This is a genomic window from Alkaliphilus metalliredigens QYMF (genome assembly GCF_000016985.1).
Lineage (GTDB): Bacteria > Bacillota > Clostridia > Peptostreptococcales > Natronincolaceae > Alkaliphilus_A > Alkaliphilus_A metalliredigens.
This window is the reverse complement of sequence record NC_009633.1, coordinates 1,356,151-1,382,116: the sequence shown is the minus strand read 5'-3', so window position 1 is coordinate 1,382,116 and position 25,966 is coordinate 1,356,151. Positions and strand designations below refer to the sequence as shown.

At 35.2% G+C, this 25,966-nt stretch carries 25 protein-coding genes and 1 pseudogene; 9 read left to right on the top strand and 17 right to left on the bottom strand.

Annotated elements, in window-relative coordinates; translation table 11 throughout:
* Positions 1-37: 37 nt before the first annotated feature.
* The gene (locus tag AMET_RS06570) at positions 38-721 is read right to left on the bottom strand and encodes a TorD/DmsD family molecular chaperone (protein WP_012062572.1); all 684 of its coding nucleotides are present in this window, start codon (positions 719-721) and stop codon (positions 38-40) included.
* Between the two features lie 375 nt (positions 722-1,096).
* Here AMET_RS06570 and phnD point away from each other — a divergent pair, with 375 nt between their 5' ends.
* Genes phnD through phnC form a run of 3 tightly spaced genes read left to right on the top strand, consistent with a single transcriptional unit; the run spans position 1,097 to position 3,576 of the window.
* Positions 1,097-2,005, top strand: coding sequence for a phosphate/phosphite/phosphonate ABC transporter substrate-binding protein (gene phnD, locus AMET_RS06565; protein ID WP_012062571.1), 909 nt, complete (start codon positions 1,097-1,099; stop codon positions 2,003-2,005).
* A gap of 6 nt (positions 2,006-2,011) precedes the next feature.
* Complete coding sequence (gene phnE, locus AMET_RS06560; protein ID WP_012062570.1) at positions 2,012-2,818, top strand: phosphonate ABC transporter, permease protein PhnE; 807 nt, start codon at positions 2,012-2,014, stop codon at positions 2,816-2,818.
* A gap of 2 nt (positions 2,819-2,820) precedes the next feature.
* Positions 2,821-3,576 carry a phosphonate ABC transporter ATP-binding protein gene (gene phnC, locus AMET_RS06555; protein WP_012062569.1) on the top strand — a complete coding sequence of 252 codons (756 nt, stop codon included), beginning with the start codon at positions 2,821-2,823 and terminating at the stop codon, positions 3,574-3,576.
* Between the two features lie 265 nt (positions 3,577-3,841).
* Here phnC and AMET_RS06550 read toward each other — a convergent pair whose 3' ends face one another.
* From AMET_RS06550 to AMET_RS06540, 3 genes are read right to left on the bottom strand one after another with little or no spacing between them, the layout of a single operon-like run.
* Positions 3,842-5,824 (bottom strand): DUF6449 domain-containing protein, encoded by a 1,983-nt coding sequence (locus AMET_RS06550; protein WP_012062568.1) that lies wholly within the window; start codon positions 5,822-5,824, stop codon positions 3,842-3,844.
* Positions 5,799-6,698 carry an ABC transporter ATP-binding protein gene (locus AMET_RS06545; RefSeq protein ID WP_012062567.1) on the bottom strand — a complete coding sequence of 300 codons (900 nt, stop codon included), beginning with the start codon at positions 6,696-6,698 and terminating at the stop codon, positions 5,799-5,801. Before AMET_RS06545 ends, AMET_RS06550 begins: the two co-directional genes overlap by 26 nt.
* Before the next feature lies 1 nt (position 6,699).
* A complete protein-coding gene (locus AMET_RS06540) occupies positions 6,700-7,074 on the bottom strand; it encodes a GntR family transcriptional regulator (protein ID WP_012062566.1) in 375 nt (124 codons plus the stop codon).
* Positions 7,075-7,608: 534 nt separating this feature from the next.
* Between AMET_RS06540 and nifV the strand changes: the two genes are divergently transcribed.
* From nifV to AMET_RS06520, 3 genes are read left to right on the top strand one after another with little or no spacing between them, the layout of a single operon-like run.
* The gene (gene nifV, locus AMET_RS06530) at positions 7,609-8,751 is read left to right on the top strand and encodes a homocitrate synthase (RefSeq protein ID WP_012062564.1); all 1,143 of its coding nucleotides are present in this window, start codon (positions 7,609-7,611) and stop codon (positions 8,749-8,751) included.
* A 34-nt stretch (positions 8,752-8,785) separates the two neighbouring features.
* The gene (locus AMET_RS06525; RefSeq protein ID WP_012062563.1) at positions 8,786-10,723 is read left to right on the top strand and encodes an aconitate hydratase; all 1,938 of its coding nucleotides are present in this window, start codon (positions 8,786-8,788) and stop codon (positions 10,721-10,723) included.
* On the top strand, positions 10,724-11,734 hold the full coding sequence (locus tag AMET_RS06520; RefSeq protein WP_012062562.1) for an isocitrate dehydrogenase (NAD(+)): 1,011 nt from the start codon (positions 10,724-10,726) through the stop codon (positions 11,732-11,734). It begins immediately after the preceding gene.
* Between the two features lie 62 nt (positions 11,735-11,796).
* Here the strand turns inward: AMET_RS06520 and AMET_RS06515 are convergent, their stop codons facing one another.
* From AMET_RS06515 to AMET_RS26460, 6 genes are all read right to left on the bottom strand, one after another.
* Positions 11,797-12,183 carry a MazG-like family protein gene (locus AMET_RS06515; RefSeq protein WP_012062561.1) on the bottom strand — a complete coding sequence of 129 codons (387 nt, stop codon included), beginning with the start codon at positions 12,181-12,183 and terminating at the stop codon, positions 11,797-11,799.
* A gap of 19 nt (positions 12,184-12,202) precedes the next feature.
* Positions 12,203-13,804, bottom strand: a complete 1,602-nt coding sequence (gene murJ / locus AMET_RS06510) for a murein biosynthesis integral membrane protein MurJ (RefSeq protein ID WP_012062560.1) — start codon at positions 13,802-13,804, stop codon at positions 12,203-12,205.
* Positions 13,805-13,927: 123 nt separating this feature from the next.
* A complete protein-coding gene (locus AMET_RS06505; protein ID WP_041720449.1) occupies positions 13,928-14,122 on the bottom strand; it encodes a GNAT family N-acetyltransferase in 195 nt (64 codons plus the stop codon).
* Between the two features lie 315 nt (positions 14,123-14,437).
* Positions 14,438-14,548 carry a hypothetical protein gene (locus tag AMET_RS27310; RefSeq protein WP_157047175.1) on the bottom strand — a complete coding sequence of 37 codons (111 nt, stop codon included), beginning with the start codon at positions 14,546-14,548 and terminating at the stop codon, positions 14,438-14,440.
* Entirely contained in the window at positions 14,545-14,958 is a 414-nt protein-coding gene (locus tag AMET_RS06500; RefSeq protein WP_012062559.1) for an IS3 family transposase, read from the bottom strand. Before AMET_RS06500 ends, AMET_RS27310 begins: the two co-directional genes overlap by 4 nt.
* Before the next feature lie 245 nt (positions 14,959-15,203).
* Positions 15,204-15,314, bottom strand: a complete 111-nt coding sequence (locus AMET_RS26460; protein ID WP_242661401.1) for a transposase — start codon at positions 15,312-15,314, stop codon at positions 15,204-15,206.
* A 628-nt stretch (positions 15,315-15,942) separates the two neighbouring features.
* On the opposite strand from AMET_RS26460, the gene AMET_RS06490 reads away from it, so the two are divergent.
* Positions 15,943-17,802 (top strand): IS1634 family transposase, encoded by a 1,860-nt coding sequence (locus tag AMET_RS06490; protein ID WP_041720446.1) that lies wholly within the window; start codon positions 15,943-15,945, stop codon positions 17,800-17,802.
* 66 nt (positions 17,803-17,868) lie between these two features.
* Positions 17,869-18,078, top strand: a complete 210-nt coding sequence (locus tag AMET_RS25620) for a hypothetical protein (RefSeq protein ID WP_157047173.1) — start codon at positions 17,869-17,871, stop codon at positions 18,076-18,078.
* 268 nt (positions 18,079-18,346) lie between these two features.
* Here AMET_RS25620 and AMET_RS25615 read toward each other — a convergent pair whose 3' ends face one another.
* Together AMET_RS25615 and AMET_RS06480 are read right to left on the bottom strand one after the other, a co-directional pair.
* Entirely contained in the window at positions 18,347-18,505 is a 159-nt protein-coding gene (locus AMET_RS25615) for a hypothetical protein (RefSeq protein WP_157047172.1), read from the bottom strand.
* A gap of 147 nt (positions 18,506-18,652) precedes the next feature.
* Positions 18,653-19,174 carry a hypothetical protein gene (locus tag AMET_RS06480; RefSeq protein WP_012062554.1) on the bottom strand — a complete coding sequence of 174 codons (522 nt, stop codon included), beginning with the start codon at positions 19,172-19,174 and terminating at the stop codon, positions 18,653-18,655.
* 77 nt (positions 19,175-19,251) lie between these two features.
* On the opposite strand from AMET_RS06480, the pseudogene AMET_RS27475 reads away from it, so the two are divergent.
* Positions 19,252-20,586: pseudogene (locus AMET_RS27475) on the top strand (IS701 family transposase).
* Between the two features lie 126 nt (positions 20,587-20,712).
* On the opposite strand, the gene AMET_RS06470 reads toward AMET_RS27475, so the two are convergent.
* The 5 genes from AMET_RS06470 to AMET_RS06450 form a co-directional block, all read right to left on the bottom strand.
* Positions 20,713-22,572, bottom strand: coding sequence for an IS1634 family transposase (locus AMET_RS06470; RefSeq protein ID WP_041720441.1), 1,860 nt, complete (start codon positions 22,570-22,572; stop codon positions 20,713-20,715).
* 332 nt (positions 22,573-22,904) lie between these two features.
* Entirely contained in the window at positions 22,905-23,096 is a 192-nt protein-coding gene (locus AMET_RS06465) for a hypothetical protein (protein ID WP_041720439.1), read from the bottom strand.
* Positions 23,097-23,125: 29 nt separating this feature from the next.
* Positions 23,126-23,590, bottom strand: a complete 465-nt coding sequence (locus AMET_RS06460; RefSeq protein WP_012062552.1) for a hypothetical protein — start codon at positions 23,588-23,590, stop codon at positions 23,126-23,128.
* 231 nt (positions 23,591-23,821) lie between these two features.
* On the bottom strand, positions 23,822-24,691 hold the full coding sequence (locus AMET_RS06455) for a radical SAM protein (protein WP_012062551.1): 870 nt from the start codon (positions 24,689-24,691) through the stop codon (positions 23,822-23,824).
* Positions 24,688-25,860, bottom strand: coding sequence for an NAD(P)-dependent malic enzyme (locus tag AMET_RS06450; RefSeq protein WP_012062550.1), 1,173 nt, complete (start codon positions 25,858-25,860; stop codon positions 24,688-24,690). The genes AMET_RS06455 and AMET_RS06450 overlap by 4 nt, the downstream gene beginning before the upstream one ends.
* Between the last annotated feature and the right edge of the window lie 106 nt (positions 25,861-25,966).

The window sequence follows — 25,966 nt, the reverse complement described above, 5'->3', positions numbered from 1 at the left end:
GGTATAGATTATTTTCAGAACAATCTTGTATACTTTTTTAAAATCCTAATAAATCTTTTATAATTGTTCTATCTAATTCTAAGTACCCCTTTAGTACTCTAGCCATTCCCTTATAGAAATCTGTGTCGGCATGGTATATGACATCATCAGTAAATCTATCAATCCACTGTAGTAGGTGCTCTGTTAAAAAAGTGTCTTGATCGTTTAATACTTTTATTACTTCTTCTGTATTTTGTTTTTCTGCTAGCTCAATAGTCAGCTTGCTTAATCTATACATAAAATCTAGTTCCAAACCAATATGATCATCAGGTTCATGAGGATAATTTTTAGGTAAAAAGTAATATTTCAAATATTTTTTTCTTACTTCTAATGTTTCTTCTTGAAATAACAAACGATCCTCATTCAAGTATGCCGATTCCCAAGGTGGAGCTGGTAAAAAGTTAGGACCAATGAACATTTTAGTAAAATCCCAGTGTAATTTTTCATATTCTTCATCTTGAAATTCTGACATGTTAATGAAATAGCCACTAACTTCATTTATTCCTTGGCCAATGGATTGACTGTCTTCAATAAAAGGAAAATTTTCCATTATTTCTTCTTTTATTAGATTTTCAATGAAGTTTTTAGATGGTTCTTGACAAAATGTATGTTTTAGTAGATCATAAGCAAACATTCTCATCTCAAGTAAGAAAATAATTTTCTTATTATCAGTCCCGATCATAACTAAAGTCCCCTCTCTGCGATCCTTCCCTTTTCTTTCTTCTCTTTCTTCTCTCCCATACTATATTTAATGATCTAGGATAATCCCAGTGTTGACTGAACCAATATTATAAGAGTTAACTTTGCTTTGCAATAGTTTTAACACTGTATTGCAAAAATCAATAATCAAAGCACCTCTCATTGATATATTTAATATTTAAACAGCACTATTTCAAATTCCTATGACTTTATTGAAAACTATCAAATATTTGAATACAAGCACTTTTCTGTTGCTTTAATTTTCTTTTGGAATTAATATAGTATACGTTACGAGAAATATTTAACAAATTTTCATCAGAACTAATCAAAACTACAAGAAGAAAGGATTGAATAAAAAATGAAAAAGGTCTTACTACTTATCTTAATCTTAATATTAAGCGCGTCATTAATTGCCTGCAGCACCGAAGATACACCTAGTGTTTCTATGGAAGAAGAAGAGGTAGCCTCTATTGTCCCTGAAAAAATCATTATTGGAGCTATCCCTACACAAAATCAAGGAGATATGAAGGCTGCCATGGATAAACTGGGGGAGCATTTTTCAGAGGAATTAGGCACTGAAGTGATCGTAGAAGTTTATCCTGATTACAATGGAGTCGTAGAAGCCATGAACTATGGCCAGGTTGACATGGCATACTTCGGTCCATTAACCTATATTATTGCCAATGAAACAGGTGGCGCTGAGGCTATTATGACTTTATTAGTCAATGGAGAGCCTTACTACTATTCTTATATGGTTGTTCACGCAGATTCTGACATCAATAGTTTAGATGATATTATTGATAATGTAGAAGATCTTCAGTTTGCATTTGCTGATGTTAACTCTACTTCTGGTTCTCTAATCCCCACCCTTGCTTTAAAGGAAAGAGGCGTTTTTAGAGACCAAACCGATACTGATTTCAAACAAATCTTCTATACTGGAGGCCATGATGCTGCTGCTTTATCAGTGCAAGAGAAAAAAGTAGAAGTGGGTGCTGTTGATAGTGCCATATTTGAAGTCATGAAGAGAAATAATGTAATTGATGGAGAACAATTTAGAGTAATCTGGCAATCAGAACCATTATTTCAATATCCTTGGGCTGTAAAAAAGGGAACTTCTGATGAGTTAAAAGAAGCCTTTGTCAATGCATTTTTATCAGTTGATGACAGCGAAATACTAGATGTATTTGGTGCCAGTGGATTTGCACCAGCAGAAGATAAGGACTATGAGCCAGTAAGACAGGCTGCAAAAGCTGACGGAAGGTTGTAGTACAAGATGATAAAAGAAGTAAAAGTAAAGGATTCAAATAAAATTCAATTAAATCCCCCCCATAATTATAAAAAGGTCTATCTTTGGATAGGCCTTCTTGTGGTTCTTATTTGGAGTGCTTTGGGAACAAATTTCAATCCCTTAATGTTTAAAGACTTTGGAAACACTTTGCACTTTCTAAAGAGAAGCTTTCTAAATCCAGATTGGAGTGTTCTGCCTTTAGCCCTAAGTGAATCTGTTATTACCGTTCAGATAGCTATTATGGGGACCGCGGTGGCATTTTTATTAGCTGTTCCACTTAGTTTTTTGAGTGCAAAAAACACTTCTCCTCATTGGTCTATCTATACGACACTTAGAGGAATGCTCAGTTTTTTACGTTCTGTACCAGAAATTGTTTTTGCACTTATATTTGTTCCCACAGTCAGTCTAGGTCCATTTGCAGGAGTGCTGGCCCTATCCCTCCATAATGTTGGCGTAATGGGAAAACTTTTCTCAGAAATTATAGAATCCGCTGATATAGGTCCCCAAGAAGCGATGACTTCAACAGGTGCAAAAAAGAATATTGTTATCTTGTATGGTATTCTTCCCCAAGTTATTCCTCATGTATTATCCAACTCCTTCTATCGTTTAGAAGTAAGTGTTCGAGCTTCTCTTGTCCTTGGTTTAGTCGGAGCTGGTGGAGTAGGACAACTTTTAAGTATCCATTTTAAAATGTTCCAGTATAATAAAGTTGCAGTGGATTGTCTAGTCATTATGGCAATGGTTATTATCATCGATTACATTGGTGGCATTATTCGAAGAAGGGTGATTTAGATATGCAATTAGCAATCAAAAATTTGAGCAAACAATATACGAAGGGTGAAGTCTTTGCTTTAGATAATGTAAATCTTCATGTGGAAAAAGGTGAGTTCGTTGCGATACTAGGTTTGAGTGGTTCTGGTAAATCTACACTTATTCGTTGTATCAATCGATTAATTGATGCTTCTCAAGGAGAAATATGTTTTGAAGAAAAAGAAATTATGAGTTTAACGGGAGAATCACTGCGACTGTATCGTCGCAATCTGGCTATGATTTTTCAACAGTATAATTTAATTCCTAGAATGGATGTTTTAACCAATGTACTGACAGGGAGATTTGGATACCTCTCACAATTATACATTATTTTCAAAAGATTTCCTCCAGAGTGTATCGTTAAAGCGGAGGAGTCCTTGGAAAAGGTAGGTCTCGTTGGTTTTTCAAAGCGACCTATAAAATCATTAAGCGGTGGTCAACAGCAAAGAGTTGGTATTGCTAGAGCACTTATACAACAACCTCAAATCATCTTAGGTGACGAGCCTGTCTCCAGTCTCGATCCTGTCACTGCTAAAGAAGTTATGGGCTTATTACAAAAAATTAATGAACAAGACAAAATAACCATGATCATCAACCTCCATTCGGTTGAATTGGCAAAAATCTATGGCAAAAGAATTATAGGAATCAATCAAGGAAAAATTGTATTTGATGGTTCACCAGAGGAACTATGCGAATCGAAAATTAACACAATATATAAATCAGATAAAGTTACTTTATAAGCTAGACCAATGGAGAAGTAGGCTAACCATTAATTGATTAGCCTACTTTTTCACCACCTTACATGACGTTTCTCTATCCTTGTATTTTTTCTTCTGCTTCATCACATAACGTTTCAATAATCACCCTTACACAGTGATCTAGTTCAACTGCTGGGCTCATATCCACAAGCTACTATTATTAAAGTGAACTCTGGCAAACATCATCAAAGGATTTGGAAACCTAGAAATTTCAGGGGTGGTACACCATGAAATTGCACATTGTTCTTTACTCATTTAATTGATTGATATACGCCTTCAACTTCTCAGAGTTAGAATCATTTGCTTGTATGTACATATATTCTGGATGCCTTGAGAATCCCGTCATATAAAAAGCAACACTTACATTTTCCTTCGTGTGGTCATATCCAAATTCAGCACTAACTTTAACGAGTTCCTCTATCACTGCTTTATCTCTTACTTCCACCCTTTTACGTGAATCACTTGAATTAACCTTATCAAGAACGATATATTCCACATCCTCTGGCATGAGGATCACCTCTTCATAATAACCTTGATCCTTCAACCATTGCTCCACAAACTTATTTTGGTTTCTGATTGCGTATTCTATAATCCTTTCATTTTGATCCATAATGATTGCCCTTACGGATCTCCCCCTATCCATTACTAAATCTTCATAGGTGGCATTTTCTATATCCATTTGAAGTGCTTTGATGAACCCATGAATTTCTGCGGAATCTATAAGCATTGCAGATTTCTTTTGTATCCGCTCATCGGTTATTTCAATCCATTTAATATCTGATTCCCTTTGCTCAATAACAGGAAATCTTGTTTGTTTATATTCTAGAGATTCATAAATCGGCCTTAACTGATCTGCATATCTTTGCTCATCTATGGCATAGTATCGCTTTAGATATTGACCATTTTTCAAGCCATAAACGATGTATTGGTATCTTCCTATTTTATTTGTTGGTTCTTTCACTAATTCCTCATGAAAGGCTATCATATTTTCTATATTGGCTTCACTTTCAAATAATTTTCCACTAAAATCCATTACATCACTACTATCTCTTGTTTTTTGAACCTCGCTTTCAATATCCATCCATACGTCTCCATTGTAACCCAAATAAACTTTTTCAACCTCTTCAGCTTCCGGGATCCGTCCTACATAACCTGTCACATCGGTTTGGACTCCCATTAACACCACCAACATGATGACGGTATAAGCCACATAACCCTTATAGGCTCCTAAAACCTTGAAAGACTTTTCCATCAGGATTTCAGCAATCCAATAGCCTAAAAAGGAGCTCAGTACATATCCAAAGATCAAAGTAGGGAAACTACCTCTTGCAATACTTGTAAAATAAATTCCACCCAATAACATACTACAAACTGTTACCCCAAATTTGAAAACCGGACGAATGGCTATAAAAGCCACCACATCTCCTGATGCTTCTAAATTTCTTAATTTATATACATAGTAGCCTATGATAAAAAGCGCAATTGCAATCAATAAATAGCTTATTACACTCCATGTGGAAATATATCGGACTCCTGCTCGATTGTTCAGTAATACAAATATCGGAAGTCTATCTAAAATAGGATCACGGAGCCTACCAGCACTACTATAGCCATGAATTAACTGTCCTATATTATGTTTGAATAATATATATACTCCCGCAGGTAGTATTTGTACAATATAGCTAAACACCATTTGAGCTATGGAGCTCCCGGTAAACATCCCTGCAAAAATGGTCACACTGAAGAATAAAATATTTAAAATTAAAGTCTGTCCTCCCCACCCTACTATATCTAAGAAGGAATAGTATTCTCCTAAATTCGTAGTGCCTTGCAAAATCATCAATACAAGACCATTTAAGATGATAGGTAGAGCAAGCAGTACAAATCCCGCAGCACTATGACTACAATACAGGGTCTTTCTCGTGTAGGGCAGGCTGTGCATCATGGAAGCTGCATTATTCTTTTGCATGTATCTGAATACCAGTACCGCCAAGATCACCGGCATTACCAACATTAATATGATTTGAAATTCACTTTGATGTACATTCATTATTAATGAATCCACCACTTGATTTCTAATCCATTCCTCGTGCATGGCATTTTTTAGCATGATGTGTTTCAGTGGTAGGATGAAGAATAATAATAGCGTATAGAGGGCACTGGCCCACCAGAAACGTTTTACATCACTTAATATTAACCCTTTATCAAATAATGATGTTTTCAATATCATAGCCCATCCCCCCTAACTCATAAATAAAAATTTCCTCTAATGTTAATGGCAGTGCATCTAGTATGACTGGATTTGATTTTTGTATGATAGAAAGCAATTCTTCTTTATCTCCTTTTACAATAAGCAACAATACATTTCCACTTTCTGATCTGTGGAGCACTTCCACTTCCTTCAAGAAATCTTTAGGCACTTTATTTGGAAAAGCTACCTGTAGCTTATGAATATCTGACTTCATGTTATCTAATTCTCTTTCCGCTACAATTTTGCCATTATGGAGTATTCCTACGTGATCACACACATCCTCTAGTTCTCGTAAATTATGGGAGGAAACTAATATTGTGGTTTCTCTCTCGACTACATCTTGAAGCATGAGATTCCACACTTTTTTTCGCATTACAGGATCCAAACCATCCACAGGCTCATCAAGAATCATCACCTGGGGCATAATACATATGCCAAGCCAAAAGGCAACTTGCTTTTGCATTCCCTTAGATAGCTTTGTGACTCTTCTTTTGTCATCAATGGGAAATACCTTCTTTAGACATTCATAGCGTTCTTGATTCCATGTGGGGTAGAGACTGGCATAAAATTTTGCCATTTCCGCAATGCTATATTGAGAAAAAAAGTATAAGTCATCGGGTATATATACGATTGTTGACTTAACTGTAGGATTTTCATAAACCAACGCACCCCCTACTGTGACCACGCCTTCATCTTGACGATAAACCCCTACAATGTGTTTGATTAAAGTTGTTTTACCCGCACCGTTGGGTCCAAGCAGTCCATATACCGAGCCTTTTTTCACATGAACACTTAGATCATCTAGTGCCTTGAACTTTCCGAAGGATTTACTTAAATTCTTTACTTCAATCATTTCATCGAACCTCCTTTTTATAAATCTCATTAATGTAATCAATTAACTGTTCTTTAGAGGTATTCATATACATCAGCTCTGCAATAATCTTTTTTAATTCCTCTGTTAATTCATCTTGTCTAACGGGATTGATGACATTTTCTAAGGGCGCTACAAAGCTTCCCTTGCCACGGACAGAATAGATAAATCCTTCCTTTTCTAAATCCCGATAGGCTTTTTGAATTGTATTTGGATTAATGGTCAATGACTGAGCCAGCTCTCTTACCGAAGGGATTTTCTCATCGGATTTTAACACTCCTTTGATCATCAAGAGTTTCATTTTTTCCTTAATCTGTTCATATAAGGGTCTGCGATCTTTCAAATCTAAATAGATCATATGTACCTCCCGACTGTATTAAAAGATGTAATACACTTAATACAGTTAGATCATACAGGATCTTGAAATAACTGTCAATACATATTTTAAAAAATCAACAGCTTTTTTGGGGTTTTCATTGGGAGTAGGCAAAATCAGAATAATAAGATACTTTGAGCATTGAATTTTTTTTAATATAGCACAAATGACTTTTATATATTTATAAATTTCATTTAAAGCAAACCTTCTACGCTCCAAAAGTTCCATCTTACCTTACATTCCAAGCATTTTTATTAAATAATGATATTACTTCCTTTTTTTATGACTTAAAACCTATTTATTCCAAGTGAAATCCTTCAAATTGCAATAATTTGACTTATTTTAATTTTCAACATTCATTTTTGTCGATTTATAGAAGTTACAAGGCTCATTTTAACCCCATAGTGCAATATCTTTAAATAAATAATTCATTTTTTAGTAAATTGCAATTGACATTTTGTAATATTGCATATATAATCCTAATTAAATCATTTTAAATTTTTGGGGGGAAGGATTATGACAAAAAAAATAAAATTACTAGACACCACTTTAAGAGATGGAGAACAAACTGCTGGGGTGGTCTTTGCCAATGAAGAAAAGGTCTTCATTGCAAAAATGCTAGACGAATTAGGAGTAGATCAAATCGAAGCTGGTATTCCTGTCATGGGCAGCGATGAAAAGGATGTTATCAAAAAAATTGTGAAGAGTAACTTGAAGGCCAGCATCATGGGCTGGAATAGAGCTGTGATTAAGGATATCGAAGCTTCTATTGATTGTGGGGTAGATGCTGTTGCCATATCCATATCTACATCAGACATCCATATCACACATAAATTAAATTCCACCAGAGATCGAGTTCTAGAACAAATGGTCAAGGCCACAGAATTTGCAAAATTCAATGGTTTATATATTTCTGTTAATGCAGAGGATGCATCTCGAACAGATGACCTATTTTTAATTGATTTTTTCAAAGCTGCAAAGGAAGCTGGCGCCAATCGAGTTCGATTTTGTGATACCGTTGGAATTTTAGATCCAATCACGACCTATAATCGAATTAAGCTTTTAAAGGAAGCAGTAGACATCGACATCGAAATGCACACACATAATGATTTAGGCATGGCAACGGCAAATGCCATCGCAGGTGCTATGGCTGGTGCCACATACTTAGGAGCCACCGTCAATGGTCTAGGAGAGCGAGCAGGAAATGCATCATTAGAAGAGGTTATCCTTTCTTTAAAATATGCAATGAACCTTGAACACGCCAATTATCACATTGAAAAAATAAAAGACCTATGTGCTTATGTGGCAAAGGCTTCTAATAGAGAGATTCCTTTTTGGAAGGCAATCACAGGAGAACGTATTTTTTATCACGAGTCTGGAATTCATGCAGATGGTGCCCTCAAAAATCCATTAACCTATGAAATCATCAAACCTGAGGATCTAGGCCTCGAGAGAAAAATACTCATTGGAAAACATTCAGGATCAGCTGCCATCAAAAACAGATTATCCTTCCATGGCATCCATATAGATGACGCTTCATCTTATGAATTACTCATAAAGGTGAGAAATGTATCCATTGCACTTAAGAGATCCTTGAACGACAAGGAATTACTCAGCTTATATGAGGAAGTCCTTAGGGAAAGAAATTTAACTGCATAAGCCAATTACAATATTAATGAATGAGGTGATATAAATGGGCAAGAATATAACTTATAAAATATTAGAAGATCATTTAATTTCAGGAACGTTAATACCCGGAAGTGAAGTAGAGATTAAAATAGACCAAACCCTAACGCAGGATTCTACGGGCACCATGGTTTACCTTCAATTAGAAGCCATGGATATCAAGGAGATCAAGACAGAATTATCAGTGGCCTATATCGATCACAACACACTTCAAATCGGTTTTGAAAATGCCGATGACCATGCCTTTATTAAAAGTGTTGCAGGTAAATATGGCATTCATTTTTCAAAGCCAGGCAATGGGATTTGCCACCAATTGCATTTAGAAGGATTCTCTATACCAGGCAAGACCTTGTTGGGGTCTGATAGTCACACCCCTACCAGCGGTGGCATGGGGGTGTTAGCCATAGGTGCCGGCGGTTTAGATGTTGCCACTGCCATGGCTAGTGGGTCTTATTTCTTAACAGTACCGAAGGTTCTAAATATCAAACTGACTGGGGCATTGAATCCATGGGTTTCCGCAAAGGACCTAAGCCTATACATCTTAAAGCAGTTATCTGTAAAGGGTGGGGTCGGAAAGGTAGTAGAATATTCTGGCGAAGGTTTAAAAGGTTTATCCTTAACCGACAGAGCCACGATTACCAACATGGGAGCTGAATTAGGTGCTACAACCTCAATTTTCCCCAGTGATGAAAATACCCGTTACTACTTAAAATCATTAGGTAGGGAAATGGATTGGGTCGCATTGTCGGCAGATAGAGACGCAGTATATGATGAAACCATGGAAATAGATCTTTCAAAAATCACCACCATGACAGCCAAGCCCCACAGTCCTGACAATGTTGACACCATAGAAAACATCAAAGGAATGAAGGTAGATCAGGTCCTCATTGGTAGCTGTACCAACTCATCCTATAAGGATTTAATGAAGGCTGCTGCCATCTTAAAGAACAGTGCAGTGCATCCAGATGTGGATTTAGGAATTTCACCTGGATCTAGTAAAATTTTAAAGATGCTGGCGGATAATGGTGCCCTTTCTACTTTTCTCAGTGCCGGGGCCAGAATATTAGAATGTAGCTGTGGTCCCTGTATTGGCATGGGGCAGTCCCCTAAAAACAACGGCATTTCCCTAAGAACCTTCAATCGTAACTTTTGCGGAAGAAGTGGTACAGAAAATGCTGAAGTATATTTAGTCAGTCCAGAAACCGCAGCCATATCTGCTATTAAGGGATGTCTTGAGGATCCCATTAGTTTAGGCGCTGACATATACATTGATGAGCCCCTTTCCTATGCCAGCAGTGACAGTTATTTTCTATACAATAAAAACATCGATACGCCCGTCATCATGGGTCCTAACATTAAACCCGTTCCACTTAATCATATGCTGACAGAAGGAATGACCGGAAAGGCAGTATTGAAGGCCGGTGACAACATCACCACCGATGATATCATGCCCTCCCATGCAAAGCTGTTACCTTATCGTTCTAACATTCCTTATCTTTCAACGTTTTGCTTCAGCACCATAGATGAAAACTTTTGGAAAAAGTGTGACGAAAATAACGGAGGAATTGTGGTAGGAGGAGAAAATTATGGTCAAGGCTCCAGTAGAGAGCATGCCGCCCTAGCCCCACTACACTTAGGCATTAAGGCAATCATTGTTAAGTCTTTTGCTAGAATTCACAAGAAAAATCTAATCAATAGTGGTATTATTCCTTTGGAGTTTGTTAATTTAAAGGATTATAATGCCATCGACGAAATGGATGATTTAGAAATCAAGAGTTTAAAGTACTCACTAACCAATGACTCTGAATTCACAATTTATAATAAATCAAAAGACATTACTTTTAATGCAGCATTTACAGGTTCATCACGAGATATTGATATTCTCTTAGCTGGGGGATATTTAAATTATATTAAAACCAAAATGACCACAATGGGGGAAAACTAAATGAAAACAATTACACTGATACCAGGAGACGGCATTGGGGTCGAGGTCACCACAGCAGTACAAAGGGTCATCGAGGCTGCTAATGTGGCAATTGATTGGGAGGTCGTCAATGGCGGAGAAACTGCTTATCTTGAAACTGGTCAATACATTCCCGATGAACTAATAGACAGTATTTCAAAAAACAAAATTGCATTCAAAGGACCCATCACAACCCCTATTGGCACAGGGTTTAAAAGTATTAATGTTACCCTAAGACAAAAATATAATACTTATGCCAATGTTCGACCGGTAAAAAGTATGTCCGGTATTAAAACGCCCTTTGATAATATTGATTTAGTCATTTTTAGAGAAAATACCGAAGGCTTATATTGTGGTATCGAGCATTTGGTTACCGAGGGTGTAGCAGAAGCCATCAAGGTGATTACCGAAAAAGCATCTAAGCGAATTGGAAAGTCAGCCTTTGAATATGCCAGAAAGCATAAACGCAAGAAAGTCACAGCTGTTCATAAGGCTAATATCATGAAAATTTCCGATGGGTTATTTTTAGACTGCATACGAAGTGTGGCAAAAGAATATCCAGAAATTGAATACGAAGAGGTCATCGTAGATAATATGTGCATGCAGCTGGTCATGTACCCCGAAAGATATGATGTGCTGGTACTCCCAAACCTTTACGGTGACATTATTTCTGATTTAGCGGCTGGATTAGTAGGTGGTTTAGGACTTGTTCCCGGTGCCAACATAGGAGACGATATCGCTATCTTTGAGGCCGTTCATGGTAGTGCTCCCTTGATCGCGGGAAAAAACATGGCAAACCCGACAGCTTGCATTCTCTCCGCCACCATGATGCTAGATTATATAGGAGAGGAATCCGCTGCAAAACGAATCCGCCAAGCTGTAGAATTCGTTATCAAGGAGGGTAGATATACTACAAGTGATATCGGGGGTACAGCTACCACCAAGGATATGACCGAGGCAATATGTCAGTATATTAAAAGTAAAAATCATTAATTATTTATTAGAAGACCAAAAGTGTGTCTCCCTAATAGGAATGACACACCTTTTGGTCTTCTTTATTCTTCTCTTAATTTTTTTGGTAGCCCTTCTAATTTACAAGCACTTTCCTCTTCTGCTAAACCAGTATTGATATAACCCTTTTTAATTAGTTTTTCTATATGCTCTTCTATATAAGACTCAATATCGATCCCATGCTCTTTTTCTAATAAAAACATCATTGTAAAAGAAGTTTGTGCAACATCTAATAGTTCCTTTGCCACTTCCTTAAATGCCTCTTGGGTCTCTAGTGTATCTCTTTCTCCACTTAATCCCCTGAATTTTCCGATTGCTCTACATAACTCTCCATTTTCCTCTGCTATTTTAAGCGCAGTAGATTCAAGCGTTGGACATAGACCATTTAACTGAGGAAGAGAAATTGTTTTTAAATTAATTGTGTTTTTCAAGTTGCCACCCCTTCATTTATTAGTTCAAAGTTCCCCTAACCTTTCCCATCAACTGATTTAGTAGGATATGAAATTCCCTTACCTTTAAAAAATAGCACAGTGCAAAGTACACCAAAAATCCTACCAATACGGTTATACCCAAACTAGTGACACTTAACAAAAAACTTCCGTACAAATACCCACTAGTCACCTGATGAGTTAAATATACCATAACTCCCATCATTAAGGCTGCAAAACTAACTTTTAAGAAACTAATGATTATATTTCTACCCCCGATTTTACCCAATCTTTTTTTCAGGTTTACGGCCAATAAAACAGCAGATGTTAGACCAGATATACTGGTGGCCAATGCTAGACCTCCATGCTTCAATGGACCAATCAAAAGAAAGTTAAAGATAATATTAATGCCAACTGCAATCACCCCATTAATCATAGGCGTTCGTGTATCGTGCATTGCATAAAATACCTTGCTGAGCAATTCCCTGATACTAAAGCCCACTAGCCCTACACAATAAAAGCCCAAGGCAATAGCAGTCATCTCAGTTCCCCGAGCTGTAAATTCACCACGCTCAAATAATACTTGAATTAATGGACGCGCCAAAACTATGATACCTACTGTAGCAGGCACCATAATCAATAAAATCATATTGATTCCATGGCCCATTACATTCTTCACTCCAGAAATATTTTGCTTTCCATATTCCTGGGCAAGAGTGGGAAAAATTGCCGTTGTAATTGCAGATACAAACAGAGCAATCACTAAGGTATCTACCTTACTGGCAAAATTCAGTGCAGAAATACTTCCTACCTCTAGCCCAGAAGCCAAACTTCTATCAATAATTGTGTTCAACTGCTGGACTGCGGTTCCGATTACAATGGGTCCTGCTAAGATAAGTACCTTTTTTAAATATGGGTCATTTAAGTCAAGTCGCCATTGATAAGCGTACCCTAATTTATATGATGATGGCATTTGTATTAATACCGTCGTAAACCAGCCTACTAGGGAGGCCACCATGAGTCCTTCTATCCCATAGGAGCGGGCTAAGAATACTAAAAAACCAATAAAAACGATGTTCATCGGGATACCCGTAGCAGCTGGAACCCCAAACTTTCCATTGCTTTGTAGAAATCCTGTCAAAACCGATGCCATTCCGATAGAAATGATAATGGGGAATCCAATTCGATTTAGCGTTACTGCTAACTGAAATTGTTCTCCCTCAAACCCCCTAGCCATCACTCTAATAATATAAGGGGATCCAATCCACCCAATAATCGTAAGACCTAGCATCGCCAAGACAACAACATTGAGAATATTATTCATGTGTTGAATTTTGGCCTGCTTCCCTTTTTTCTCTTCTATCTCCGAAAAAATAGGAATCAGGGTAGTATGTAAAACTGCATTGATAGCCGCCCCTAAAAAAGTACTGGCTGCCACCGCAATAAAATAAGCATCCGCTTCCACCCCAGCTCCATATCGAGCTGCAATGAGCTGCTCTCTTAAAAAACCAAGAAACCTACTGAACAATAGAAATACCATAATCGTCATGGCAGACTTAGCAGTTTTTCGTGCTACTGACATTTGGTTGCCTTCTTTCTTTTCATTTACTATTATTTTTCCCACTTAGGGATTCTCTGTATCGCCCACTTACCAATTATGACGGCAGTTGGTAATCCTCCGGTGCATTAACCATTGTCCTGCCATGTAGAGGTTTTACCCCCCTTGATTTTGTCACTATGTATCATATTAATCAATCACTAACCCCATGAAGAGGGCATCATAATAAGTATCGTTTATCTTGAACTCTCTTGTTATTGTTCCTTCTATTTGAAAGCCCATTTTTTCATATAGATGAATTGCTGATACATTATCTGTTCTCACCCTCAAGTTTATTTTACCTATTATCTCTGAAGTTTCACCCCATTGAATTAAATATTCCATCCTTTAATTTAATTTCTTTCATGTCTTCATCCCCCGTTATGAATCATTTCCTACTCCTATGGTAATTCATTCCCTAAAGTAGTTTGAATTATATTATTCTTCATAAGCATTTAATATCCTTTAAAATGTATAATTAAATGAAATCTTGAATAAGTTAAAGTAAAATGAAAAATCCATATCCAATTTCCGATGATAGGTACACCAAAAAGTATAATGTGCACGCTTGTCAAGACACGAAATCGAATTTTCTAAGATAAACCTTCCTTCTTGTTTTAACGCTATGCAGCGATTTTTTCTGTTGAATAATACATTTCACTAGGTCTTTATTGCTTGTTTAACGGTTCTTACTACAACATCTGCTTGTAAAGTATTACTGATTGTGTACCCGACTATAAATCTAGTACTCCAATCTATTATAGCGGTCATATAAACAAAGCCTGTAGGGGTTTCAATGTAAGTAATATCAATCTTATCCCGACATCGGGATAATCAGTTACCCAAATCGTGTTTGGAGAAGTGGGGTTAAACTCTCTATTAAGTATATTTTTAAGTTTAGTATCAAAATCAGGAGCAATTGTTGTTCTAACATAACGAGTTACCCATATAGCTTTTATGCCTTCTTCTCGCATATAGTTGCCTACAGTCTTCTCAGCAATGGTGTGCCCTCTTGAGAGCAATGTTTCTGTGATTTTGGGTGCTCCATAAATTTGCTTTGATTCGTTATATATCTCAACAATTTCTTTCTTTACTTCTTGCTTGCGAATACTCTGTTTTGAAGGCTTTCGCTTTTTAAAGCTGTAATAACCAGTTGTCGAAACGCCGATAATTTTAAGCACACTGCTAACTGAAATTTTGCGTTTCTTAGTAGCTTCATCTACACTCTTATAGATATTTTCAGCTAATCGTTCAGTATGCTTATAGCCTTTTTTAAAATATTCAATGCGTTTTGTGAATCTCGCAATTCTTTTTTCAAACGTGCATTTTCTTTCTCTATGTCAGAGCTGTAATTTCCAGATCCTCGATGTTGAACAATACCCTCATTATTTTTTGCATCCCGGATCCACTTGCTCAAAGTAGATTTTCATATTTTTAATTCTTTTGCAACTTGGTCTCCTGTTTTACCCGATGAGTAATAGTAATTAACTGCATCCTGTTTGAATTCAGCATCATAATGTTTGTTTTGCTTTCCCATAAATTTCGTCTCCTTTGTTTGTTTATTTATTATACATCAAACATGAAAGAAAACTCAATTTAACTTGTCCTATTTATATTCTACTATCATTATTGACTGGTGTGCTAATTGCTTTTTTTATTGATTGGATATCTGGAAATACATTTTTTCAAGAGCCTTCATCGTATATTTTTTCAATATGTATTGCCGTCATCACATCAATTATAATTGAATTGCTTTATATAAAAGTATTGATAAGAAAGCATATACCCAAGTACATCAAGTATCTTTCAGTTTATTTTATAACTTTATTAGTTTATGTAAGTGGCAACCTTTTTTTTAGAGGGGTTAGAATATTTATAATGCCAGAGTTATATCTATTTGGTATATTAATATTAGTTGTTATCACTCCAATGATTCATTTGTTATATAAGCAAATGGCTGAATATGATAGATTTTTAAAAATTAAAAAAGAGAAAAGCTGATCTCTTGTTTCCTGACTTCAGAACATAAATTCAGAACAAATGATGAGTAAATGTTTAAATTTGAACATTTCTCATTATTTTTTTGTTTATTTACGCCCACGACTTGTCGTGGTGAATAATATGATGTATAATGTAGTTAGAGGGATTTTATGGAGGGATTGTGCATGTATATTAGTAAATCTAAAAGACCAAATGGTAAGTATTTCATATCAATTGCTAAGGGGATTAGAGATCCTGAAACTAAGAAATCAAAAAAAATTCAGATTAAAGGTTTTGGTACTCATGATTTGGATTCTAAATCAGGTAAGAAAGCTCTTGTGCAAGCTGAAGCTGAGCTAAAAGAAATGATTAGACTAGATGAAGCTTCTCGAGGATTTGAAAACTTTGAAGATTTTATTGTATCCATGTCAAAAGATAAGCTTTCTCTTAAGCATAAAAATATTGGCTATCTACCATACTTAGAAATCTTTAACCAATTGGAATTACAAAGTTTCTTTTCTAAGATGGTCAAAGACTCTAAACTTGATTATTCTTTTAGCGATATGATGTTCTATCAAGTACTTGGTAGATTATTCAATCCTTCTAGTAAGCTTGAAGTAGCTACTAGAAAGGATGATTTCCTGTATGATTTTAATTTTGTAAATAACGATAATATTTATTCCTCTTTGGATGTTTTTTCTGGATTTAATAAACATAAATCTAAAGCGTTACAAGATGGCATTCAAGTCATAAACGATATGGAGATTCTCTTAGATACCGTTGATTCAGAGGCTAAAAAAATATTAGAAACTAACATAAACAATACCTCTCACGAATTAGAAGAACTAATAACGTCTTATGATAGTAATTTTGAAATGAATGAAAACAAACTTTTCAAACATCTCAATAAACATATGGAAAAGATTGTTCCAGAAAGAAATATATCTTTAGCCTTTTATGACTGCACAACCTATTACTTTGAGTCTTTTGATGAAGACGGTTTTAGAGAAAGAGGCATGAGTAAGGATAATAAAAGAAATGAAACACAAGTGGTTATGGGTTTATTAATAGACACAAATGGCATCCCTATTTCCTATAGGCTTTTCAAAGGCAACAAACATGAATTACATACCATGAAAGAGGTCATTGACGATATATTAAATAATTACACCATAAAAGAAATTATTATCGTTGCTGACAGAGGCTTAAATTCAAGGGCTAACTTAGAAATGATCCGTGGCAAAGGGCTTAACTACATTGTAGGTTCTAAGGGCAGTGCAGTGCCTAAAGATCTAAAAGAGAAGAAATTCAATTCATCTTGGAACATCACTTCTAAAGCCGAGGCTAAATATAAAAGCGGCTATATCACCAGTAAAAGAAAAGTGAGTCACAATGATGAAACCTATGATGAATTAATCATAAAAAAATATTCAGATGTCTACAAAGAACGGGAGATGTTTAAACAAGATAAAATGCTTGAAAGAGCGAAAAAAAATATAAAAGATTTTACAATTAATTCAACAACTAAATCTAAAAGCAAGTATTACAAAGCTGTTGATAATCCTAAAGAGAAAATAAACATTGAGATCGATGAAGAAAAAATTAAACAAGAACAAGAGAATTTCGGATATTTTTACATCGTTACCAATAAAGTAGAGATGAATCCAGCAGATATAATGGTGGCTTATAAATCCCTGTATAAAATTGAAGAGTCCTTCAGAATATTAAAAACAAATTTAAAAGCAAGACCTGTGTATCACTTTAAAGAACGAAGAATCCGGTCACATTTTTTAATTTGTTATTTGGCCTTAGTCATCCAGAGAGTATTAGAGTATAAATTAGAAGAGAAAAACGTTGAAATATCTACCCATGAAATAATCAATGGTCTAGAAGGGTTTGTTATAGATGAGATTGATTACAAAGTAGACAAATTATATATGATCTCAGACAAATTATTTAAGAGCAAAATAAACCAAGACATATTTAAAATTGAAAAGAATGTTCTACTGAGTAATGAAATCTCCAATATAATTAAAAAGATGTAGTGAGTGCAAAACAAAAATAAAAAGTACTGAAACCTCTGTAAACAGATGGCTTCAGCACTTTTTATTATGAATGATGTTCCGAAGTCAGGTTTTATAACTTTATTAGTTTATGTAAGTGGCAACCTTTTTTTTAGAGGGGTTAGAATATTTATAATGCCAGAGTTATATCTATTTGGTATATTAATATTAGTTGTTATCACTCCAATGATTCATTTGTTATATAAGCAAATGGCTGAATATGATAGATTTTTAAAAATTAAAAAAGAGAAAAGCTGATCTCTTGTTTTTTTCTTAGTCGGGCTTTGCCTTCTCAAATAAGAAAAGGAGTATATCTATTTTGACATACTCCTTGTTTATTGTAGCCTATGATTAAATTTGCATATCAATCATATTACCCTTGCGTAAATTTACTGAGTTAATATACTTAAATTGAAATGTTTCACCTGTAGGTAGTGTCATTGTATCACCCTGCCATTCACATTCCTTTGATTTAATATTTTTAAGTATTTTGAGCAGGTTTTCTATGTTTTCACCCTTTGATTTATTAGAGTATGTTCCACCCCCCCCCTTCATAGGTATATACACTTTTGATATGTGGTTCAGGTGTATCGCTTACTTCAAGTTCAGCACGCTTAACATTACTTAAATCCAAGCGATTATTGATTGTAGGAACATAGAAATTAGAAATTCCAGCAATTCTCATACAAGACCTCCTTTCATTCAATTGATTAAGGTTATAAACCCTGTATCTATAATATCGTAATTTTTTTTCAAATACTTTAACTATATTTTGAAATTGATACAAATTATTGAAGTTGTTACCATTAAATAGCTATAGAACAGTAAATATTTAGTTAATCTGAGTAAGATTACTCATTGTGGGTATTCTGCCATGAATTACATAGAAATAGTTAAATACACTTACAAAATCTACTACTTGATTAGTATCAAGATCGATAACAAGATAGTGTGGACCGTAATATTCATCATCTGGACCATCTCCCAAAGTTCTTGGTGTGGTTAGACCTGTTACAGGATCTTCCCAACGCATCCAGCTTGTCACATCTCCATTAATATTTTGATAGTAGCGATCGATATAAGAATACCCAGCTCTTTCTATTTCAATTATTAAAGCATTATCTGTGGAATATGGTGTAAAATCCTCATATGAAAAAGAGCCTGTATACATATTTCCTGTTTCATATACACTGTAAATCCGTGATGTTATATGGGCATATCCATTTGGAACAATAAAATCTCTTCTGGCTTCAAATTCTAAATCAGATACTAAATTGTCTCCATTGCTTAATATCTTATCATCTTTATAATACACCACTTTACAAGTAATGTAGTGATTCGAAAATAATTCCATAAAATAACAAAATCAGACACCTTAATCCTAGGAATACTAATCTTAGCATAAATCAAAACCCCTAGGAGGCGCCTGATATGATTAGTATTTCCAGTAATTCAATGAAACAAACATTACATCAATATTTAATTCAATATAGAACAGTTTTCAAGAAGCGGAGATTTGATATTTTCTACTGGCTCATTATGGGGATCCTCTGCACAGAAGAGGTCCGCTCCATACAATTCGTCTATGATAGTTTTATCAAGAAACACACCGATAAGGTGCTGAATTCAATATATTACTTTTTATCCTATTCAAAATTTCCAGTAGAAGCTCTAACTACTACCACAGTTTCAATTGCCTTATCATTGATACCAGAAGAATTAAGAGAGAGTACATTATTTATAACAATTGATGATACCCTTCAATCTAAATATGGCAATAAATTTGATTGTTATGCTAAACACTTTGACCATACAAGAAAGACAGGAAGTCAATACCTTAAAGGACATTGCTTTGTATCTGTAGTACTAAATATTCCTTTATATTGCCAAAATAAAGTGAAGTACTTAAGCATACCAATAGGCTATCGCCTGTATTCGAAGGAGCAGAACAAACTTGAAATGGCATCACAAATAATTAAGTGTATTATGCCTCAACTTGAAATGTTTCAAGTAATTTTACTGTGTGATAGCTGATATAGCAAAGGAGCTATCCTAGACACGGTTAAAGAATTTGACAATTTAGAGATAGTAGCAGCAGTACGACATGATACCGCAATAAATGATCTTCCTCCAACCCCTACGGGGAAAAGAGGGAGACCTAGGAAAAAAGGTAGAAAACTAAACGCCAGAGAATTTCCCTATACTAAGATAGGTGAATACTATGTTGCTGAAAAGAAAGTAATGACTAATCTATTTGAATATTCTATCTACGTTACAGTAACGACAACAGATATTGAAGCATTTTCATCCATAAGAGTTTTTATTAGCAGTATCAATCCTGATGAAATTAAAACTATAAATACCGCCCTAAATAGCAAAGGAGCATTGAATGATCAAAATGAAGATGAATACATAAGTAAAATACTGACTACTTATCGAATGCGACGGAACATCGAGGTGATGTTTTACCAACATAAATTCTTTTGGTCCTTCGGTAACTATATGGTTAGAAACAAGGCCGCGATAGAAAGATATGTTAATCTATTGTTTGTAGCATATACTTTTGCTTGTTTGTTACCTTTCATGGGCAGAAGATACGAAAAGTATCAATTCAAAAGTCCACAATTGATCAAAAGAGCTGTAGGCGTTAAAATTACAAAAGAATTAATATTTGACAGTTTCGTATTGAGCTTCGAAAGTGCTAAAGTTTATTCTAAAATTAAAGAATCTGTTCAGGGCTTCCTCAATAAGGATTGGGTAGCTTAATCAAACTTGTAAACTGGTGTTATACTTTATTCTTTAACCTGACTTCGGAACATCATTCATAATAAAAAGTGCTGAAGCCATCTGTTTACAGAGGTTTCAGTACTTTTTATTTTTGTTTTGCACTCACTACATCTTTTTAATTATATTGGAGATTTCATTACTCAGTAGAACATTCTTTTCAATTTTAAATATGTCTTGGTTTATTTTGCTCTTAAATAATTTGTCTGAGATCATATATAATTTGTCTACTTTGTAATCAATCTCATCTATAACAAACCCTTCTAGACCATTGATTATTTCATGGGTAGATATTTCAACGTTTTTCTCTTCTAATTTATACTCTAATACTCTCTGGATGACTAAGGCCAAATAACAAATTAAAAAATGTGACCGGATTCTTCGTTCTTTAAAGTGATACACAGGTCTTGCTTTTAAATTTGTTTTTAATATTCTGAAGGACTCTTCAATTTTATACAGGGATTTATAAGCCACCATTATATCTGCTGGATTCATCTCTACTTTATTGGTAACGATGTAAAAATATCCGAAATTCTCTTGTTCTTGTTTAATTTTTTCTTCATCGATCTCAATGTTTATTTTCTCTTTAGGATTATCAACAGCTTTGTAATACTTGCTTTTAGATTTAGTTGTTGAATTAATTGTAAAATCTTTTATATTTTTTTTCGCTCTTTCAAGCATTTTATCTTGTTTAAACATCTCCCGTTCTTTGTAGACATCTGAATATTTTTTTATGATTAATTCATCATAGGTTTCATCATTGTGACTCACTTTTCTTTTACTGGTGATATAGCCGCTTTTATATTTAGCCTCGGCTTTAGAAGTGATGTTCCAAGATGAATTGAATTTCTTCTCTTTTAGATCTTTAGGCACTGCACTGCCCTTAGAACCTACAATGTAGTTAAGCCCTTTGCCACGGATCATTTCTAAGTTAGCCCTTGAATTTAAGCCTCTGTCAGCAACGATAATAATTTCTTTTATGGTGTAATTATTTAATATATCGTCAATGACCTCTTTCATGGTATGTAATTCATGTTTGTTGCCTTTGAAAAGCCTATAGGAAATAGGGATGCCATTTGTGTCTATTAATAAACCCATAACCACTTGTGTTTCATTTCTTTTATTATCCTTACTCATGCCTCTTTCTCTAAAACCGTCTTCATCAAAAGACTCAAAGTAATAGGTTGTGCAGTCATAAAAGGCTAAAGATATATTTCTTTCTGGAACAATCTTTTCCATATGTTTATTGAGATGTTTGAAAAGTTTGTTTTCATTCATTTCAAAATTACTATCATAAGACGTTATTAGTTCTTCTAATTCGTGAGAGGTATTGTTTATGTTAGTTTCTAATATTTTTTTAGCCTCTGAATCAACGGTATCTAAGAGAATCTCCATATCGTTTATGACTTGAATGCCATCTTGTAACGCTTTAGATTTATGTTTATTAAATCCAGAAAAAACATCCAAAGAGGAATAAATATTATCGTTATTTACAAAATTAAAATCATACAGGAAATCATCCTTTCTAGTAGCTACTTCAAGCTTACTAGAAGGATTGAATAATCTACCAAGTACTTGATAGAACATCATATCGCTAAAAGAATAATCAAGTTTAGAGTCTTTGACCATCTTAGAAAAGAAACTTTGTAATTTCAATTGGTTAAAGATTTCTAAGTATGGTAGATAGCCAATATTTTTATGCTTAAGAGAAAGCTTATCTTTTGACATGGATACAATAAAATCTTCAAAGTTTTCAAATCCTCGAGAAGCTTCATCTAGTCTAATCATTTCTTTTAGCTCAGCTTCAGCTTGCACAAGAGCTTTCTTACCTGATTTAGAATCCAAATCATGAGTACCAAAACCTTTAATCTGAATTTTTTTTGATTTCTTAGTTTCAGGATCTCTAATCCCCTTAGCAATTGATATGAAATACTTACCATTTGGTCTTTTAGATTTACTAATATACATGCACAATCCCTCCATAAAATCCCTCTAACTACATTATACATCATATTATTCACCACGACAAGTCGTGGGCGTAAATAAACAAAAAAATAATGAGAAATGTTCAAATTTAAACATTTACTCATCATTTGTTCTGAATTTATGTTCTGAAGTCAGGAGTTTATTCTAAAATTAAAGAATCTGTTCAGGGCTTCCTCAATAAGGATTGGGTAGCTTAATCAAACTTGTAAACTGGTGTTATACTTTATTCTTTAACGATTAAACAATCGTTTGGCATTTTTGCATAAGAAATACTCCCTATGACCTATATAGGGAGTATTTTTACATATATTGTTCTATCCACTACAAATTTCAGCTTCATTTTGTCCTATCATATACTTCATTTCTGAATCATTTTCCCTATTGAAAGATACTTTTATGCTATCTTTACTATTGGCAGCTACATGAACGCTCGCAAGACTTAACAGAAGAACTAAACACAAGATAAGTCTCACCCAATTTTTTGCACTATGTCTAGCACTATCCAAAATCATCTCCTCCTCAGTTTTCTCACTACTTAAATCACATGTCTCTGGCAATACTCTGTCCCAAATAACATTAGCTTCCCGCAGCAACATTTATATTCATACAAATAACAACCGCACACTTTAGTGTGATCATTGAACAAGCAACGCTGATGATAGTCACCTGTATGACACCAATGTGCATCGGGAATTACTGTTGGCTCCATCCTGTTCAGTAATAGTTCTTGATCACAAGCTTTTAAATCACATCCATCCTTTAATCCATGGGTATGTCTATTCTCTCGAGGTGGATTATCTAATAGCTCCTGAATGTGATTTCTAACTTCCTTTTCTCTTTCTACAAGCTCATCCATTTTCACCTCTAGATCCTGCCTTATGTCCTCTACCTCAATTGCATATGAATCATCAGCGTTCTTAAATCCTGTCATGATTACAACTAACAATACTAAAAGAACAATCATGTATATGATCCCTTTATTTTTATCTTGATTCAACATTCTCACCTCCCCCTTTCTTAAAAGTTTTGTTATTTAACCTTTCTGTTCTCACCCATATACTACCATCAAGCAATCCATCCTTCAACCCACGATGGACAAACGGTACTTATATCGGTATAAACAACATCTATTTACAAAAAAACACTCCTTGTGGCTTCTAGAAGGAGTGCTAAATTTTGATATATTATGCTTATACTGTCAATATCATAATCTATGATTGTATCGTTCTCATTACAATCTCCTGAAATACTCTTCCTTATAATCATGGTCCTCCTTTAATATTTCTTCTATTTGCCCTAGTATTTTTTCTCGTTCCGCTGGTAGTGTCCCTGCTAAAGGGATATAGTTTGAAGCATGGTTGCTTCTAAAGACACAATTTTTGACCTCAAGGTGCGAAATCAATATTTTGGTTTCTAGCATAACTTCCTTAGGACTTAAGAGTTGAAACCTATCACTTTTCACTTCCTCATACATTTCCGTACCAGGTTGCACCATAAGGGTCAATAATCCTAGATAATGGGGATTTATTTCATTAATCACCCGTGCCGACTCCTTAGCATGCTCTTGAGATTTATCCTTTCCTCCCAGTCCCGATATTAATGTAACGGATAACTTGATCCCAGACCCTACGATTTTCTTTCCCGCTTCAATCATTTCAGCTGAGGTCACACCCTTTTTAATTTTCTTTAATATTTCATCACTACCGGACTCCACTCCTAAATATGCGATCTTTAATCCTAGGTCCTGAAGCTCACTTAACTCCTCTGTGGTTTTTCTTAAAATGTCCTTTGGGGCGCTATAAACTCCAATTCTTTGACATTCTGGAAAAAGTTCTTTTATTTTTATCAATATAGACTTCAAATCACTTGTTTTTAGGGCTAAAGAATTCCCATCTGCCAAAAATATTTTCTTCACTTCATTATATTGTTCTCTAGCTTCAATCAGATCCTTTTCAATCTCCCCTAGCTTTCTAACCCTAAATACTTTATCCTTGTACATGTCACAAAATGTACACGCATTATGAGAACATCCTATGGTGGTCTGTACAATTAGGCTATAGGCTTCACTCGGTGGTCTATACACACTTCCTTCATATTTCATTTTTTAGCCACTCCAGTCTCTCTAGCCGCCTTTGCTACCGCCTGGGCCACCCTCCCAGCCACTCTTTTATCAAATGGATCTGGAATCACATAGTCAGCTCTTAGCTCTTCTTCACTGATAATACTGGCAATCCCTTGAGCAGCTGCTAGCTTCATTTCTTCATTTATTTCACTTGCTCTCACATCTAGAGCGCCTCTAAATACCCCTGGAAACGCAAGAATGTTGTTGATTTGATTTGGAAAATCCGAACGTCCCGATCCCACAACCTTAGCTCCTGCCTTTAACGCTAAATCAGGCATAATCTCCGGTACTGGGTTTGCCATTCCAAATATAATGGCATCTTGGTTCATGGTTCTAACCATCTCTTCAGTAACAACATTTGACGCCGATACACCAATAAAGATGTCTGCACCCTTCATGGCTTCCTCCAGTTTTCCTTTTCTTTTATCCTTATTGGTCACCTGAGCCATTGCTTCCTTGTATTCATTGTTTTCCGGAGATCCTGGATACAAAATCCCTTGTCTGTCACAGAGTAGAACATCTTTAGGATTCATATTATTCAACATTTTTGTAATGGCAACTCCCGCTGCTCCAGCTCCATTGACGACAATAATCGTCTCTTCTATTTTCTTATTAACCACCTTTAGAGCGTTGATGATTCCGGCAACAACAACGATGGCTGTTCCATGCTGATCATCATGGAATACTGGGATATCTAACTCTTTTTTTAATCTTTCTTCAATCTCAAAACATCTTGGTGCACCGATATCTTCTAGGTTGATTCCCCCAAATGTCGGCGCAATGAATTTGACCGCCTTAACAATTTCATCTACATCCTTTGTGTCTAGACAAATAGGGAAAGCATCTACATCAGCAAAATCCTTAAACAGGATTGCCTTTCCTTCCATAACAGGCATCGCCGCCTCTGGTCCGATATCCCCTAACCCTAAAACAGCGGTTCCATCGGTGACCACTGCCACTAAATTCCCTTTTGCTGTATATTTATATACATTTTCCTTATCCTCATGAATTTTCTTACAGGGCTCAGCTACACCTGGGGTATAGGCTAAGCTTAAATCATCTCTATTTTTGACCGTTACCTTTGATGCGACAGCAATCTTGCCTCTCTTTTCTTCATGCATTTTCAAACTTCTTTCACCATAATTCATTAAAACCATCCTCATTTCTTTATCTATTTGTCTACTTATTGAACTAAGTCTCATTTTATCTTCGGCATATTGCTAGACTCCTGCTCCTTTTCTCACAGGAGGTCAA

Bases quoted from the DNA above. Each gene is read 5' to 3' on its own strand.
- AMET_RS06570 (WP_012062572.1), bottom strand. From the start codon at position 721: ATGATCGGGACTGATAATAAGAAAATTATTTTCTTACTTGAGATGAGA.
- phnD (WP_012062571.1), top strand. From the start codon at position 1,097: ATGAAAAAGGTCTTACTACTTATCTTAATCTTAATATTAAGCGCGTCA.
- phnE (WP_012062570.1), top strand. From the start codon at position 2,012: ATGATAAAAGAAGTAAAAGTAAAGGATTCAAATAAAATTCAATTAAAT.
- phnC (WP_012062569.1), top strand. From the start codon at position 2,821: ATGCAATTAGCAATCAAAAATTTGAGCAAACAATATACGAAGGGTGAA.
- AMET_RS06550 (WP_012062568.1), bottom strand. From the start codon at position 5,824: ATGATATTGAAAACATCATTATTTGATAAAGGGTTAATATTAAGTGAT.
- AMET_RS06545 (WP_012062567.1), bottom strand. From the start codon at position 6,698: ATGATTGAAGTAAAGAATTTAAGTAAATCCTTCGGAAAGTTCAAGGCA.
- AMET_RS06540 (WP_012062566.1), bottom strand. From the start codon at position 7,074: ATGATCTATTTAGATTTGAAAGATCGCAGACCCTTATATGAACAGATT.
- nifV (WP_012062564.1), top strand. From the start codon at position 7,609: ATGACAAAAAAAATAAAATTACTAGACACCACTTTAAGAGATGGAGAA.
- AMET_RS06525 (WP_012062563.1), top strand. From the start codon at position 8,786: ATGGGCAAGAATATAACTTATAAAATATTAGAAGATCATTTAATTTCA.
- AMET_RS06520 (WP_012062562.1), top strand. From the start codon at position 10,724: ATGAAAACAATTACACTGATACCAGGAGACGGCATTGGGGTCGAGGTC.
- AMET_RS06505 (WP_041720449.1), bottom strand. From the start codon at position 14,122: ATGGAATATTTAATTCAATGGGGTGAAACTTCAGAGATAATAGGTAAA.
- AMET_RS27310 (WP_157047175.1), bottom strand. From the start codon at position 14,548: ATGACCGCTATAATAGATTGGAGTACTAGATTTATAGTCGGGTACACA.
- AMET_RS26460 (WP_242661401.1), bottom strand. From the start codon at position 15,314: ATGGGAAAGCAAAACAAACATTATGATGCTGAATTCAAACAGGATGCA.
- AMET_RS06490 (WP_041720446.1), top strand. From the start codon at position 15,943: ATGTATATTAGTAAATCTAAAAGACCAAATGGTAAGTATTTCATATCA.
- AMET_RS25620 (WP_157047173.1), top strand. From the start codon at position 17,869: ATGAATGATGTTCCGAAGTCAGGTTTTATAACTTTATTAGTTTATGTA.
- AMET_RS25615 (WP_157047172.1), bottom strand. From the start codon at position 18,505: ATGAGAATTGCTGGAATTTCTAATTTCTATGTTCCTACAATCAATAAT.
- AMET_RS06480 (WP_012062554.1), bottom strand. From the start codon at position 19,174: ATGGAATTATTTTCGAATCACTACATTACTTGTAAAGTGGTGTATTAT.
- AMET_RS06470 (WP_041720441.1), bottom strand. From the start codon at position 22,572: ATGTATATTAGTAAATCTAAAAGACCAAATGGTAAGTATTTCATATCA.
- AMET_RS06460 (WP_012062552.1), bottom strand. From the start codon at position 23,590: ATGTTGAATCAAGATAAAAATAAAGGGATCATATACATGATTGTTCTT.
- AMET_RS06455 (WP_012062551.1), bottom strand. From the start codon at position 24,691: ATGAAATATGAAGGAAGTGTGTATAGACCACCGAGTGAAGCCTATAGC.
- AMET_RS06450 (WP_012062550.1), bottom strand. From the start codon at position 25,860: ATGAATTATGGTGAAAGAAGTTTGAAAATGCATGAAGAAAAGAGAGGC.